We start from the raw sequence: 15,767 nt of genomic DNA, 5'->3' as shown, positions 1-15,767 counted from the left end.
GTTAGGTTTTTAATTTTTACAAAGAAAGGTTAGAAATTCAAGTTATTGTTTAATGAATCATTGGTATTGTAAATAAAAATGAAAATATCATGCACTTGCTGTTTTTTTTGTTGTAAAATTAAGAATGAACAGTGATTATCTAATTAATTTGTTTATAACACATGCACCAACGTGTTATGATGCTAAAGCAAACTAAACGGTATGAACGAATAAAATAATAAACAAAATTGATAAAAGTCATAAGTAATAGAAGGGTGAGATATATGGTAATTCAGTGGTATCCAGGTCATATGGCCAAAGCAAAAAGAGAAGTTTCAGAGCAATTAAAAAAAGTAGATGTTGTATTTGAACTTGTAGATGCGCGCATACCTTATAGTTCTAGAAATCCAATGATTGATGAGGTTATACAACAAAAGCCTAGAGTCGTTATTTTAAATAAAAAAGATATGGCAAATTTAAAAGAATTAGAGAAATGGGAATCATATTTTAAAGAAAAAGGCTTTTATCCAGTTGCAATTGATGCGAAGCATGGTAAAGGTCTAAAACAAGTTGAACAAACTGCTATCAAAGCAACCAAAGAAAAATTTGAAAAAGAAAAACAAAAAGGATTAAAACCACGTGCGATTAGAGCAATGATAGTAGGGATACCCAATGTAGGTAAATCAACATTGATTAATAAATTAGCTAATAAATCAATTGCAAAAACGGGTAACACGCCTGGTGTTACAAAGCAACAACAGTGGATTAAAGTAGGTCAATCGCTACAATTATTAGACACACCAGGTATATTATGGCCAAAATTTGAGGATCAATTGGTTGGAAAAAAACTAAGTGTTACGGGTGCAATCAAAGATAGTATTGTTCACTTAGATGAAGTGGCAATCTATGCGTTAGACTTTATGAAAGCACATGATTATGACGGTTTAATACAGCACTATAAAACAGATGTTTCAAAAGAAGCAGAAAATATAGAGTGGTTTGATGCGATAGGCCGTAGAAGAGGATTGTTAAGACGAGGTAATGAAATTGATTACGAAGCGGTCATAGATTTAATTATACACGAAGTGAGAAACGCTAAAATCGGTACGTATACATTTGATATTATTTCCGAAATGGACGTGTAATGGATTATGAGCGAAACGATAAAGGACATTAAAAGTAAGTTACAGCATATGCTGTCAATAAGTGAATTAGAGCGAAGTGAATATAATAATGATGCACGCAAAGGTGTGCAAAATGCAATGATACAAAGACGTAAACAATTAGAAAAAGAACAAGTGTTATTAGATAATTATGTGAAAATGACAGAATTTGAAAATAGCATCTTAGCAGAAAATCCAGACGCGCTTATTTGTGGTATAGATGAGGTGGGGCGTGGTCCATTAGCAGGTCCAGTTGTTACATGTGCAGTTATTTTAAATAAAAATCATCATTTCACAGGGTTAAATGATTCTAAAAAACTTTCAGCAAAACAAAGGCATTCAATCGAAGGTCAATTACTGAATGATGTGTATGCTTATGCATATGGATATGCTTCGGTGGAAGAAATAGATGAAATAAATATTTATGAGGCAACGAAATTAGCAATGCACAGAGCGATTGAAGGATTGAGAATTAAACCAACACATCTACTTGTAGATGCTATGACATTGGATATTGATATACCGCAAACATCTTTAATTAAAGGTGACGCTAGAAGTGTTTCGATAGCTGCTGCTAGTGTCTTAGCTAAAGAACACAGAGATCAATATATGCGAGATTTAGGTAGAAAATATCCAGGTTATGGTTTTGAAAACAATGTTGGATATGGTACGCAACAACATTTAGATGGAATTAAAAAATATGGCATTTTAAATGAACATCGAAAAACATTTGAACCAATTAAATCTTTGGTAAATTAATAGTTAAAATAAAATAATTGGATTAAGTAGGATAAATGAGTTTACAATAGCGCTTTCATTTCTTATAATTGAATATGAACTTAACCTAAGAAACAGGAGGATGGAGAATGAATATCCACGAGTATCAAGGTAAAGCAATATTTCGTTCTATGGGCGTTGCTGTCCCAGAAGGACGCGTAGCATATACTGCTGAAGAAGCAGTAGAAAAAGCAAAAGAATTAGATTCAAAAGTTTACGTGGTTAAAGCACAGATTCACGCAGGGGGCAGAGGGAAAGCAGGCGGTGTTAAAATCGCTAAATCTCTTTCTGAAGTTGAAACTTATGCTAAAGAATTGTTAGGTAAAACACTTGTTACACATCAAACTGGTCCAGAAGGTAAAGAAATTAAACGCCTTTACATAGAAGAGGGCTGCGATATTCAAAAAGAATATTATGTTGGTTTTGTCATCGATCGTGCGACAGATAGAGTTACTTTGATGGCTTCAGAAGAAGGCGGTACTGAAATTGAAGAGGTTGCTGCTAAAACACCTGAAAAAATATTCAAAGAAACAATTGATCCTGTTGTAGGATTGGCACCATATCAAGCTAGAAGAATTGCTTTTAACATTAATATTCCTAAAGAATCTATAAATAAAGCAGCTAAATTTTTAGTATCACTTTATAATGTTTTCATCGAAAAAGATTGCTCAATCGTTGAAATCAACCCACTTGTTACTACGGGTGAGGGTGAAGTTTTAGCATTAGATGCTAAAGTTAATTTTGATGATAACGCATTATTTAAACATAAAGATATTCAAGAATTACGTGATTTAGAAGAAGAAGATCCAAAAGAAACCGAAGCTTCTAAATACGATTTATCATATATCGCTTTAGATGGTGATATTGGTTGTATGGTTAACGGCGCTGGTTTAGCAATGGCAACTATGGATACAATCAATCACTTTGGCGGTAATCCGGCTAACTTCCTTGACGTAGGGGGCGGCGCAACTAAAGAAAAAGTTACTGAAGCATTTAAAATTATCTTAGGTGATGAAAATGTAAAAGGTATCTTTGTAAATATCTTTGGTGGCATTATGAAATGTGACATTATCGCTGAAGGTATTGTTGCTGCAGTTAAAGAAGTCGAGCTTACTTTACCACTTGTCGTACGTTTAGAAGGTACAAATGTTGAAAGAGGTAAAGAAATTCTTAAAGAATCTGGATTAGCAATTGAACCAGCAGCTACAATGGCTGAAGGCGCACAAAAAATCGTAAAACTTGTTAAAGAAGCATAAGGAAAGGATGGGAGCACGAAGATGAGCGTATTTATTGATAAAAATACAAAAGTAATTGTACAAGGTATCACAGGGTCAACTGCCCTTTTCCATACAAAACAAATGCTTGAATATGGTACACAAATTGTTGCTGGGGTAACTCCAGGTAAAGGCGGACAAGTTGTTGAAGGCGTTCCAGTATTCAATACAGTTGAAGAAGCACAAAAAGAAACAGGTGCAACAGTATCAGTTATTTATGTACCAGCACCATTTGCTGCTGATGCAATTTTAGAATGTATCGAAGCTGAACTAGATTTAGCTATTTGTATCACAGAACATATTCCTGTAATTGATATGGTTAAAGTAAAACGTTATTCAGAAGGTAAGAAAACACGTGTAGTAGGACCTAACTGTCCAGGTGTCATTACTGCTGATGAATGTAAAATTGGTATTATGCCAGGATACATCCATAAAAAAGGTCATGTAGGCGTTGTATCACGCTCTGGTACATTAACATATGAAGCGGTACATCAATTAACTGAAGAAGGTATCGGTCAAACGACTGCGGTTGGTATTGGTGGCGACCCAGTTAATGGTACAAACTTTATAGATGTATTAAAAGCATTTAATGAAGATGATGAAACTAAGGCTGTCGTTATGATTGGTGAAATCGGGGGTACTGCAGAAGAAGAAGCTGCTGAATGGATTAAAGCTAATATGACGAAACCTGTTGTAGGCTTCGTAGGCGGTCAAACAGCTCCTCCTGGTAAACGTATGGGCCATGCTGGTGCGATTATCTCAGGTGGTAAAGGAACTGCAGAAGAGAAAATTAAAACACTTAACAGTTGTGGTGTTAAAACAGCAGACACACCTTCTGAAATTGGTACAACTTTAATTGATGCAGCTAAAGAAGCTGGCATCTATGAACAATTATTGACTGTAAAATAATTTTATTTATTAAAAGTCAGCGCAAATTCCGATAGTATGTCGGAGTTTGTGCTTTTTTAGGTTGTATGAGCTGATATTAAAATTAAAAAAATGCATTTGATAAAGTACTTTATATAGTAGAAATGCGACCGCTAAATTAAAGATAAATAAAATTAATATCTCCAATTGAAAGATCAGATGTTGTCAATTTAGAAATTTAAAATTACTCTTTAAAATCATATGACTTATTACGATCATTTGACAAAATTTTGTAATACGCAGCATATATATTTTATCGTATAATATGAGGTATAAAGGAGTATGATAAATGAACGATTTAGACCTTTTAAAGCTTCGATTTGCTGGACTATCTACACAACAAATACATCGATTATTAAGATTTTCTCCCTCTTTTATGAAATATAGTAAGGTAGATAAACAATACATACTCAAACAATTTTTGGGAACAGTAAAAATAACTGCAAAAAATGAAAATGTATACCGATTATATGTGACAACTAATTTTGAAATACTATTCAAACAATTAAAAGCATGGAAAGTTCATTTCATAACAATTAATCACCGTTTATATCCACAGTTATTGCGAGAAATTTATGATCCACCCCTAATCCTATTTTATCGCGGTAAGCTCACTTTAATGCAATCTCCTCGTACCCTAGCTATTATTGGATCTAGACAAGCGACACAATATACATGGCAATCACTTCAAACATTTTTTCCTTCATTTAAAAAACATCATTTGACGATAATATCAGGGCTTGCAAAAGGTGCAGATATGATGGCGCATCAACATGCTTTGTTATTTAAGTTACCTACAATTGCGGTATTAGGATTTGGACATATGCATCATTATCCGAAAGAAACTAAAGAGATAAGACAGCAAATTGAAAAAGATGGAATAGTTATAAGTGAATATCTCCCTCTCGAAAAGCCCAAAAGATACCATTTCCCAGAAAGGAATAGATTGATTAGTGGACTTTCTAAAGGTATCTTTATCACAGAATCTGCAGAAAATAGTGGCACAAGTATCACGACGCGATTTGCATTAGAACAAAATAGAGATGTGTATGTCTTACCTGGTACAATATTTAATAAAATGACATTAGGCAATTTGCGTAGTGCTCAAGAAGGTGCGAAAATTGTATTGAATGCGGATGATATATTAGAAGATTTTATTATATGAAAAGTAAATAACACACAACTTTAAAACAGATTTTATTTAATGCTTTGTTTTTTAATAATATATGAAAAAATACTGCTGATTGATAAAGTTTGGGATGAAATAACGGTATAAATTTAATCAAGTCAAAATTAAAAACATTGACAAAAACAAAATACACCGTTTATCATTTATCTTTGTAATTAGAAAATGCAAGGGGGTAACTACTTTGGCAGAAAATTTAGTCATAGTTGAATCGCCTGCAAAAGCTAAAACCATTGAAAAATATTTAGGTAAAAAATATAAAGTAATCGCATCAATGGGGCACGTTAGAGACTTGCCTCGTAGTCAAATGGGTGTAGATGCTGAAAATGATTATGAACCCAAATATATTACGATACGTGGTAAAGGTCCAGTTGTAAAAGAATTGAAAAAACATGCTAAGAAAGCGAAAAAAGTATTCTTAGCGAGTGACCCCGACCGTGAAGGTGAAGCTATTGCTTGGCATTTAGCGAATATATTAAACTTGGAAGATTCAACAGAAAATAGAGTAGTGTTTAATGAAATAACAAAAGATGCAGTAAAAGATAGTTTTAAACATCCAAGAGGCATCGAAATGGAACTCGTTGATGCGCAACAAGCACGACGTATTCTAGATCGTTTAGTCGGTTATAATATCTCACCTGTATTATGGAAAAAAGTTAAAAAAGGGTTATCTGCTGGTCGTGTACAATCTGTGGCATTAAGACTAGTTATAGATCGTGAAAATGAAATTAGAAATTTCAAACCAGAAGAATATTGGAAAATTGAAGGCGAATTTAGATATAAGAAAACAAAATTCACAGCTAAATTTCTTCATTTTAAAAATAAACCATTTAAATTAACTGAAAAAGCAGATGTTGAAAAAATTACTACGCAGTTAGATGGCGATCAGTTTGAAGTGACTAAAGTGACTAAAAAGGAAAAAACGCGTTATCCAGCTAATCCTTTTACAACGTCAACACTTCAACAAGAAGCAGCTCGTAAATTGAATTTCAAAGCACGTAAAACAATGATGTTAGCCCAACAACTATATGAAGGTATAGATTTGAAAAAGCAAGGTACAGTTGGTTTAATCACTTATATGCGTACAGATTCAACAAGAATCTCAGACCAAGCGAAATCAGAAGCGAAAAATTACATTCAAGAAACATATGGTAATGACTATACATCTAATCGAAAATCAAAAGGTCAAGGCGATCAAGATGCCCATGAAGCTATCAGACCGTCTAGTACTTTACGTACACCAAATGAAATGAAAAATTTCTTAACTAGAGATCAACATAGATTATATAAATTAATTTGGGAACGTTTTGTTGCCAGTCAAATGGCACCTGCAATTTTAGATACAGTTGCAATGGATTTGACGCAAAATGACATCAAATTCCGAGCAAATGGACAGACAATCAAATTTAAAGGTTTTATGACTTTATATGTTGAAACCAAAGATGACAGTGAAGATGGTAAAGATAACAAATTACCAAATATTGGTGAAGGTGAAATGGTTACAGCTATGAACATTGAACCATCACAACATTTTACTCAACCACCACCACGCTATACTGAAGCGCGTTTAGTGAAAACAATGGAAGAATTGAAAATTGGACGTCCTTCCACATATGCACCAACAATCGATACAATCCAGAAAAGAAATTATGTGAAAAATGAAAGTAAACGTTTTGTGCCAACTGAATTGGGCGAAATTGTTCATGAACAAGTTAAAGATTACTTCCCAGAAATTATCGATGTTGACTTTACAGTAAACATGGAAACATTATTGGATAAAGTTGCCGATGGTGAGATTGGCTGGAAAAAAGTGATTTCAGATTTTTACAGTAGTTTCAAACAGGATGTAGAACGCGCAGAAGAAGAAATGGAAAAAATAGAAATAAAAGATGAACCTGCTGGTGAAGACTGTGAAGTCTGTGGTTCACCTATGGTTATTAAAATGGGTCGTTATGGTAAATTCATGGCTTGTTCAAATTTCCCAGATTGTCGAAATACAAAAGCTATTGTTAAGACAATTGGTGTGACTTGTCCTAAGTGTAAAGAAGGCGACGTTGTAGAACGTAAATCTAAAAAGAATCGTATTTTTTATGGTTGTTCTAAATATCCAGAGTGTGATTTTGTAACTTGGGATAAACCGATAGGAAGAGATTGTCCTAAATGTGAGCATTACTTAGTTGAGAAAAAACAAGGACGTAAGAGCCAAGTAGTATGTTCAAATTGTGATTACAAAGAAGAAGAGCAAAAGTAATATAGTATAGCGAATTTACGCTTGCAATCGTATTTATGAAAGAAATAGTTTAAACAATAACAGCAACTTATGACACATATATATAATGTAGATGCATGTATTTATATTTATGATACGATGTCTAAGTTGCTTTTTAATTATGGGAGGAAATCGAATGACTCAAGTTGTAAATGTAGTAGGTGCTGGTTTGGCTGGTTCAGAAGCAGCATATCAATTAGCGCAACGAGGCGTAAAAGTAAATCTTATAGAAATGAGGCCGGTGAAACAGACACCTGCACATCATACCGATAAATTTGCAGAACTCGTATGTTCGAATTCACTACGAGGCAATGCTTTAACAAATGCTGTCGGTGTACTTAAAGAAGAAATGAGACAGTTAGATTCTTTAATTATCAGTGCAGCGGATAAAGCGCGTGTGCCTGCCGGTGGCGCTCTAGCAGTCGATCGACATGATTTTGCTGGCTATGTGACTGAAACATTAAAAAATCATCCAAATATCACAGTTTTAAATGAAGAAATTAATAGCATACCTGAAGGATATACGATTATTGCAACAGGTCCTCTAACGACAGACAAGTTAGCAAACGAAATTGTGGAGGCAACTGGAAAAGATCAGTTGTATTTCTATGACGCTGCGGCACCAATTATTGAAAAAGACAGTATTGATATGAATAAAGTGTATTTGAAATCCCGCTATGATAAAGGTGAAGCCGCATATTTGAATTGTCCTATGACAGAAGATGAGTTTAATACATTTTACGATGCGCTCATGGAAGCTGAAGTTGCACCTGTAAATGAATTTGAAAAAGAAAAATACTTTGAAGGTTGTATGCCATTTGAAGTAATGGCTGAACGTGGTAGAAAAACATTATTGTTCGGTCCAATGAAACCCGTGGGTCTCGAAGATCCTAAAACAGGCGAAAGACCATACGCTGTCGTACAACTACGCCAGGATGATGCTGCAGGAACACTATACAACATTGTAGGTTTCCAAACACATTTAAAATGGGGAGCTCAAAAAGATGTCATCAGATTAATTCCAGGATTAGAAAATGTTGAAATAGTTAGATATGGTGTCATGCACCGTAACACATTCATCAATTCGCCTGATGTTTTAACTGAAACTTATGAATTAAAAGGAAGAGAAGAACTTTATTTCGCAGGTCAAATGACTGGTGTTGAAGGATACGTAGAGAGTGCCGCTAGTGGACTCGTTGCAGGTATCAATGTAGCACATAAAATGCTTAACAAGGGAGAAGTCATTTTCCCTAGAGAAACAATGATAGGTAGCATGGCATATTATATTTCACATGCCAAAAATGAAAAAAACTTCCAACCAATGAATGCTAACTTTGGTTTACTACCAACATTGGAAAAGAAATTAAAAGATAAAAAATTACGTTATGAAAAATTAGCAGATCGTGCTTTAACATATTTAGATAATTATAAACAAACGCTATAAAATATTGTATTTTTATAATTCTTTCCGAAAATTTTGAAAGTTTTACTCAATTTAATAGTTATTTTTCGCAGACCCCTCTATCAATATGCTACAATTTATGTTGATGGAGGGGTTTTTATTGGAAAAAATCCAACAAGCGTATTTATATATGCTAAAAGTAGAAAAACAATTTTCAGAGCACACTTTAAAATCCTATCATGATGATTTAGAACAATTTAATGTTTTCTTAGCTCAAGAACATTTAGATTTGAATGCGTTTGAATACAAAGATGCTAGGAACTATCTCAGTTACTTATATTCAAAAAACTTGAAAAGAACCTCAGTTTCACGTAAAATTTCTACGCTGAGAAGTTTTTATGAATATTGGATGACACAAGATGAAGCGGTGGTAAATCCGTTCATACAATTGGTACATCCGAAAAAAGAACATTATTTACCACATTTTTTCTATGAAGAGGAAATGGAAGCATTATTTGACACGGTTGAAAATGATGCAAAAAAAGGCTTGCGAGATAGGGTAATCTTAGAACTACTTTATTCTACTGGTATTAGAGTTTCAGAGTTAGTGCATATAAAAGAACAAGACATAGATATGACGTCGCCAGGTGTAAAGGTATTAGGTAAGGGTGGCAAAGAACGTTTTATCCCCTTTGGCGAGTTTTGTAAACAAAGTATGGAACGATATTTAGCGTCATTCAAACCTAAATTAAATAGTGATCACGATTATTTATTAGTTAATATGAAAGGCGATCCTATCACTGAACGTGGCGTTCGTTATGTATTGAACGACGTAGTGAAACGAACGGCCGGTGTTACAGAGATACATCCTCATAAACTTAGACATACATTTGCGACACACATGTTAAACCAAGGTGCAGATTTAAGAACAGTGCAATCTTTGCTCGGTCACGTTAATCTGTCAACAACTGGTCGATATACACATGTGACAAATGAACAATTAAGAAAAGTATATTTAAATGCACATCCTCGTGCAAAAAAGGAGAATTAAATAATGAGTACATCTATACATGCAACAACAATATTTGCAGTACAACATAATGGACATGCAGCAATGGCTGGAGATGGTCAAGTTACTCTAGGTGAACAAGTCATCATGAAACAAACAGCGAGAAAAGTGAGACGTTTATATAATGATAAAGTATTAGCTGGTTTTGCTGGAAGTGTAGCAGATGCGTTCACTCTATTTGAAAAATTCGAAACAAAATTACAACAATTTAGTGGGAATTTAGAAAGAGCTGCAGTGGAATTAGCACAAGAGTGGAGAGGCGATAAACAATTACGTCAGCTAGAAGCTATGTTGATTGTAATGGATGAAACATCAATCTTAGTAGTTAGCGGTACAGGAGAAGTAATCGCACCAGATGATAATTTGATTGCAATTGGATCAGGTGGTAACTATGCGTTAAGTGCAGGTAGAGCGCTAAAACGTAATGCAACACATTTGTCTGCGAGCGAAATGGCTTATGAAAGTTTGAAAGTTGCTTCAGATATTTGTGTATTTACAAATGACCAAATTATAGTTGAGAATTTATAGCTGAGTAAATAAATTAATGAAAATGTCTAAATTTAGAATTAATTGGCAATAGTAAACATGTATAAATTATAAGTTGTTTTAAAGCACAAAATTAATGGAGGTAACGTATCATATGGAGACAAATGGAATAAAATTAACACCTAGAGATATTGTATCAAAACTTAATGAATATATTGTTGGTCAAGACGATGCTAAACGTAAGGTTGCAATTGCATTAAGAAATAGATATAGAAGAAGTCTATTAACTGAAGAAGAAAAACAAGAGGTCGCACCTAAAAATATTTTGATGATTGGACCTACGGGTGTAGGTAAAACGGAAATTGCAAGACGTATGGCTAGAGTAGTTGGCGCTCCATTTATTAAAGTTGAAGCAACTAAATTTACAGAAGTAGGTTATGTTGGACGTGATGTAGAAAGCATGGTTAGAGACCTTGTAGATGTTGCTGTTAGACTTGTAAAAGATCAAAAAAAGGCATTGGTACAAGATGAAGCCCAAGATAAAGCGAATGAAAAGTTAGTGAAATTGTTAGTACCTAGTATGAAGAAAAAAGCTAATAACAATACGAACAGTAATAACCCATTGGAATCTTTATTTGGTGGTTCAATCCCTAATTTTGGTCAAAATAATGATGACGAAGAAGAAACACCTACTGATGAAGTGAAAACGAAACGTGCAGAAATTAAGCAACAATTATTAAATGGTCAATTAGAAGATGAGAAGGTACGCTTAAAAGTTGAACAAGATCCAGCTGCTATGGGCATGTTAGGTACGAACCAAAACCAACAAATGCAAGACATGATGAACCAATTAATGCCTAAGAAAAAAGTTGAAAGAGAAGTTCCAGTTAAAACTGCACGTAAGATATTAACTGATGAATTTGCTGATGAATTGATTGATCAAGAAACAGCTAACCAAGAAGCTATTGAATTAGCTGAACAAATGGGCATTATATTTATTGATGAAATAGATAAGGTTGCGACAAATAATCAAAATTCAGGGCAAGATGTATCTCGCCAAGGTGTTCAAAGAGATATATTACCAATTCTTGAAGGTAGCATGGTTCAAACAAAGTATGGTACTGTTAACACTGAACATATGCTATTTATTGGTGCTGGAGCATTCCACGTGTCTAAACCAAGTGATTTAATTCCAGAGTTGCAAGGCCGTTTTCCAATTCGCGTTGAACTAGAAAGTCTTTCAGTTGAAGATTTTGTTCGAATCTTGACGGAACCTAAATTATCACTTATCAAACAGTATGAAGCGTTACTACAAACAGAACAAGTAACGGTTAAATTTACAGATGAAGCAATTAAACGATTAGCAGAAATTGCATTCCAAGTAAACCAAGATACTGATAACATTGGTGCACGTCGATTGCATACTATACTTGAAAAAATGCTAGAAGATTTATCATTCGAAGCACCAAGTATGCCCGATGCGGTTGTAGATATTACACCACAATATGTTGATGATAAGTTGAAATCAATTTCAACAAACAAAGATTTAAGTGCATTTATTTTATAATATAAATATAAAGGAGTAGGAATATGAGCTTATTATCAAAAACGAGAGAATTAAATACACTTTTGCAAAAGCATAAAGGTATTGCGGTAGATTTTAAAGATGTAGCACAAACGATAAGTAGTGTGACAATAACAAATGTTTTTATAGTTTCAAGAAAAGGTAAAATTTTAGGTTCGAATTTAAATGAATTATTAAAAAATGAACGTATCATCGAAATGTTAGAAAATAGACATATCCCTGTAGAATATACAGATCAATTGATGGATGTGAAAGAAACACAATCCAATATTGGTATTGATAATGTACTAACTGTTTTCCCACCTGAAAATAATGATTTATTCGGTGATAGCAGAACAACAATTTTCCCAATTTTAGGTGGTGGCGAAAGACTTGGTACATTAGTTCTAGGACGTGTGACAGAAGATTTTTCTGAAAACGACTTGGTATTAGGTGAATACGCAGCTACAGTTATCGGTATGGAAATATTACGTGAAAAACATAATGAAGTAGAACAAGAGGCAAGAGATAAAGCAGCTATTAGTATGGCGATCAACTCATTATCATATTCTGAAAGTGAAGCGATTGAACATATATTTGAAGAACTAGGTGGTAAAGAAGGCTTACTAATCGCTTCAAAAGTTGCAGATAGAGTCGGCATTACACGTTCAGTTATTGTAAATGCCTTGCGTAAACTAGAAAGTGCGGGTGTAATCGAATCTCGTTCATTAGGTATGAAGGGTACATTTATTAAAGTTAAAAAAGACAAGTTCTTAGATGAACTAGAAAGAATCAAATAAAATTTTATTGCGTAACGACTTAATTGAGAACGACTAATAGATGGGCTTAGTCGTTCTTTATAATGTGTAAATTAATGGACAAAAACTATTGATTTGCATAGGTAAATATGATATATTTATTGACGGCTATGAAGCCAATACACACACAGAAAGTTAAAGTATAAAGGGTGCGATATTTAATTGTCGTGTTTATATGAGCTTTTTGTGGAGGTAATAAACCAATAGGAGGAATTTATTATGGCAGTAATTTCAATGAAACAATTGCTAGAAGCAGGTGTTCACTTCGGTCACCAAACACGCCGTTGGAACCCAAAAATGAAAAGATACATTTTCACTGAGAGAAACGGTATTTACATTATCGATTTACAAAAAACAGTGAAAAAAGTAGAAGAAGCTTATAACTTCATTAAACAAGTATCAGAAGATGGCGGAAAAGTTTTATTCGTTGGTACGAAAAAACAAGCACAAGATTCAGTTAAAGCTGAAGCAGAACGTGCTGGTCAATTCTATGTAAACCAAAGATGGTTAGGTGGAATCTTAACTAACTATAAAACAATTTCTAAACGTATTAAACGTATCTCTGAAATTGAAAAAATGGAAGAAGATGGCTTATTCGAAGTATTACCTAAAAAAGAAGTTGTAGAACTTAAAAAAGAATATGACCGTTTAATTAAATTCTTAGGCGGAATTCGTGATATGAAATCTATGCCTCAAGCATTGTTCGTTGTTGACCCTCGTAAAGAGCGCAACGCAATTGCTGAAGCACGTAAATTACACATCCCAATCGTTGGTATTGTAGATACTAACTGTGATCCAGATGAAATTGATTACGTTATCCCTGCAAACGATGATGCTATCCGTGCCGTTAAATTATTAACTGGTAAAATGGCAGATGCAATCTTAGAAGGTCAACAAGGTGTATCAAATGAAGAAGTAGCAGCTGAACAAAATATTGATTTAGATGAATCAAAAGAAGCTACTGAAGCAGAAACAACTGAAGAAAACACTTCTGTTGAATCAAACTAAGAATAATGTAAAATGGGTGATAAGATATTGAAGCTTATCACCTTTTTTTAAAATAAATAAAATAAAATTCATTAAATAATGGAGGAATTTGAAATGGCAATTTCAGCTAAACTTGTAAAAGAATTACGTGAAAAAACTGGCGCTGGTATGATGGACTGTAAAAAAGCGTTAACAGAAACTGATGGTGACATCGATAAAGCGGTAGACTTCCTACGTGAAAAAGGTATCGCTAAAGCTGCTAAAAAATCTGACCGTATTGCGGCAGAAGGTTTAGTACACGTTGAAGAAAGAGGAAACGAAGCAGCAATTGTTGAAATCAATTCTGAAACTGACTTCGTTGCTCGTAATGAAGGTTTCCAACAATTAGTGAAAGAAATTGCTATCCAAGTATTAGATACTAAAGCAGAAACAGTTGAAGCACTTTTAGAAACTAACTTACCAGATGGTAAATCAGTTGACCAACGTGTTAAAGAAGCTATCTCAACTATCGGTGAAAAATTAAGTATCCGTCGTTTTGCAGTTAGAACTAAAACAGACAACGATTCATTCGGTGCTTATTTACACATGGGTGGACGTATTGGTGTATTAACTGTAGTTGAAGGTTCTACTGATGCTGAAGCAGCTAAAGATGTTGCAATGCACATTGCTGCAATCAACCCTAAATATGTTTCATCTGAACAAGTAAGCGAAGATGAAATCGCTCATGAAAGAGATGTTTTAAAACAACAAGCTCTAAATGAAGGTAAACCAGAAAATATCGTTGAAAAAATGGTTGAAGGTCGTTTACGTAAATATCTACAAGAAATTTGTGCAGTTGACCAAAACTTTGTAAAAGATCCTGATCAAACAGTTGAAGCTTTCTTAAAATCTAAAGGTGGTAAACTAGTTGACTTCGTACGTTATGAAGTAGGCGAAGGCATGGAAAAACGTGAAGAAAACTTTGCTGACGAAGTTAAAGGACAAATGAAATAATTTTTCATAAGTTAAAACAAGGAAGAAGACACCTTTTGTGCTCCGTATGAAAGATTCACTTTTGTATTGGAAGACCTATTGTGTCTTCTTTACTTGTATAATTTACATATTTTTACAATAGAGAGGATAAGACAATGGCTCAAACTTCTAAATACGAACGTGTTGTATTAAAATTAAGTGGCGAAGCACTCGCAGGTGACGATGGATTTGGAATTAACCCAATTATAATCAAAAGTATTGCAGAACAAGTAGCTGAAGTAGCTAAATTGGACTGTGAAATTGCAGTTATCGTTGGTGGCGGTAATATTTGGAGAGGTAAAACTGGTAGCGATTTAGGCATGGATCGTGGTACAGCAGACTACATGGGTATGTTAGCTACAGTAATGAATGCATTAGCTTTACAAGATAGCCTCGAACAATTAGAATGTGACACACGTGTTTTAACTTCAATAGAAATGAAACAAGTTGCAGAACCTTATATTCGTCGTCGTGCAATCAGACATTTAGAAAAAAATCGTGTGGTCATCTTTGCAGCCGGTATAGGTAACCCTTACTTCTCTACTGACACAACTGCAGCATTGCGTGCAGCTGAAGTTGAAGCTGATGTTATCTTAATGGGCAAAAATAATGTCGACGGTGTTTATTCTGCTGATCCGAAAGTAGATCCAAATGCAATCAAATATGAGCACCTAACGCATATCCAAATGTTACAAGAAGGTTTACAAGTTATGGATTCAACAGCTTCATCATTCTGCATGGATAATAATATTCCATTAAATGTATTTTCAATAACTGAAGAAGGTAATATTAAACGCGCTGTCATGGGTGAAAAAATAGGAACATTGATTACAAAATAATTAGAGGTGTATGACT

At 34.0% G+C, this 15,767-nt stretch carries 14 protein-coding genes; all 14 read left to right on the top strand.

From position 1 onward, the window contains the following. The first annotated feature begins 263 nt into the window (after nucleotides 1–263). The 14 genes from ylqF (at nucleotide 264) to pyrH (ending at nucleotide 15,751) form a co-directional block, all read left to right on the top strand. Nucleotides 264–1,124, top strand: a complete 861-nt coding sequence (ylqF, locus tag ACP7BT_RS03030) for a ribosome biogenesis GTPase YlqF (RefSeq protein WP_037538552.1) — start codon at nucleotides 264–266, stop codon at nucleotides 1,122–1,124. Between the two features lie 6 nt (nucleotides 1,125–1,130). Next, nucleotides 1,131–1,901: a ribonuclease HII gene (locus ACP7BT_RS03025; RefSeq protein WP_041080446.1), complete on the top strand. Its 771-nt coding sequence runs from the start codon at nucleotides 1,131–1,133 to the stop codon at nucleotides 1,899–1,901. 107 nt (nucleotides 1,902–2,008) lie between these two features. After that, nucleotides 2,009–3,175 carry an ADP-forming succinate--CoA ligase subunit beta gene (gene sucC, locus ACP7BT_RS03020; RefSeq protein WP_002483476.1) on the top strand — a complete coding sequence of 389 codons (1,167 nt, stop codon included), beginning with the start codon at nucleotides 2,009–2,011 and terminating at the stop codon, nucleotides 3,173–3,175. A 21-nt stretch (nucleotides 3,176–3,196) separates the two neighbouring features. Next, complete coding sequence (sucD, locus tag ACP7BT_RS03015; RefSeq protein ID WP_002483475.1) at nucleotides 3,197–4,102, top strand: succinate--CoA ligase subunit alpha; 906 nt, start codon at nucleotides 3,197–3,199, stop codon at nucleotides 4,100–4,102. A 307-nt stretch (nucleotides 4,103–4,409) separates the two neighbouring features. Next, the gene (gene dprA / locus ACP7BT_RS03010; RefSeq protein WP_041080447.1) at nucleotides 4,410–5,285 is read left to right on the top strand and encodes a DNA-processing protein DprA; all 876 of its coding nucleotides are present in this window, start codon (nucleotides 4,410–4,412) and stop codon (nucleotides 5,283–5,285) included. Between the two features lie 205 nt (nucleotides 5,286–5,490). Next, nucleotides 5,491–7,557 carry a type I DNA topoisomerase gene (topA, locus tag ACP7BT_RS03005; RefSeq protein WP_326005313.1) on the top strand — a complete coding sequence of 689 codons (2,067 nt, stop codon included), beginning with the start codon at nucleotides 5,491–5,493 and terminating at the stop codon, nucleotides 7,555–7,557. Nucleotides 7,558–7,711: 154 nt separating this feature from the next. After that, a complete protein-coding gene (trmFO, locus tag ACP7BT_RS03000; RefSeq protein ID WP_041080450.1) occupies nucleotides 7,712–9,019 on the top strand; it encodes an FADH(2)-oxidizing methylenetetrahydrofolate--tRNA-(uracil(54)-C(5))-methyltransferase TrmFO in 1,308 nt (435 codons plus the stop codon). Between the two features lie 118 nt (nucleotides 9,020–9,137). Next, complete coding sequence (gene xerC / locus ACP7BT_RS02995; protein ID WP_037538546.1) at nucleotides 9,138–10,028, top strand: tyrosine recombinase XerC; 891 nt, start codon at nucleotides 9,138–9,140, stop codon at nucleotides 10,026–10,028. A 3-nt stretch (nucleotides 10,029–10,031) separates the two neighbouring features. Further along, nucleotides 10,032–10,574: an ATP-dependent protease subunit HslV gene (hslV, locus tag ACP7BT_RS02990; protein ID WP_041080451.1), complete on the top strand. Its 543-nt coding sequence runs from the start codon at nucleotides 10,032–10,034 to the stop codon at nucleotides 10,572–10,574. A 112-nt stretch (nucleotides 10,575–10,686) separates the two neighbouring features. Further along, the gene (gene hslU, locus ACP7BT_RS02985) at nucleotides 10,687–12,099 is read left to right on the top strand and encodes an ATP-dependent protease ATPase subunit HslU (RefSeq protein WP_002483469.1); all 1,413 of its coding nucleotides are present in this window, start codon (nucleotides 10,687–10,689) and stop codon (nucleotides 12,097–12,099) included. A 23-nt stretch (nucleotides 12,100–12,122) separates the two neighbouring features. Next, nucleotides 12,123–12,896, top strand: a complete 774-nt coding sequence (gene codY / locus ACP7BT_RS02980; RefSeq protein WP_002483468.1) for a GTP-sensing pleiotropic transcriptional regulator CodY — start codon at nucleotides 12,123–12,125, stop codon at nucleotides 12,894–12,896. 237 nt (nucleotides 12,897–13,133) lie between these two features. Then, nucleotides 13,134–13,922: a 30S ribosomal protein S2 gene (gene rpsB / locus ACP7BT_RS02975; protein ID WP_002483467.1), complete on the top strand. Its 789-nt coding sequence runs from the start codon at nucleotides 13,134–13,136 to the stop codon at nucleotides 13,920–13,922. 93 nt (nucleotides 13,923–14,015) lie between these two features. Next, nucleotides 14,016–14,894 (top strand): translation elongation factor Ts, encoded by an 879-nt coding sequence (gene tsf / locus ACP7BT_RS02970; RefSeq protein WP_037538543.1) that lies wholly within the window; start codon nucleotides 14,016–14,018, stop codon nucleotides 14,892–14,894. Between the two features lie 134 nt (nucleotides 14,895–15,028). After that, nucleotides 15,029–15,751: a UMP kinase gene (gene pyrH, locus ACP7BT_RS02965; protein ID WP_002483465.1), complete on the top strand. Its 723-nt coding sequence runs from the start codon at nucleotides 15,029–15,031 to the stop codon at nucleotides 15,749–15,751. Nucleotides 15,752–15,767 lie beyond the last annotated feature (16 nt).

Origin of the sequence: Staphylococcus sp. Y174-1 (genome assembly GCF_049897865.1) — a bacterium.
Taxonomy (GTDB): Bacteria; Bacillota; Bacilli; order Staphylococcales; family Staphylococcaceae; genus Staphylococcus; species Staphylococcus saprophyticus.
This window is presented reverse-complemented; position numbering and strand designations above follow the sequence as displayed.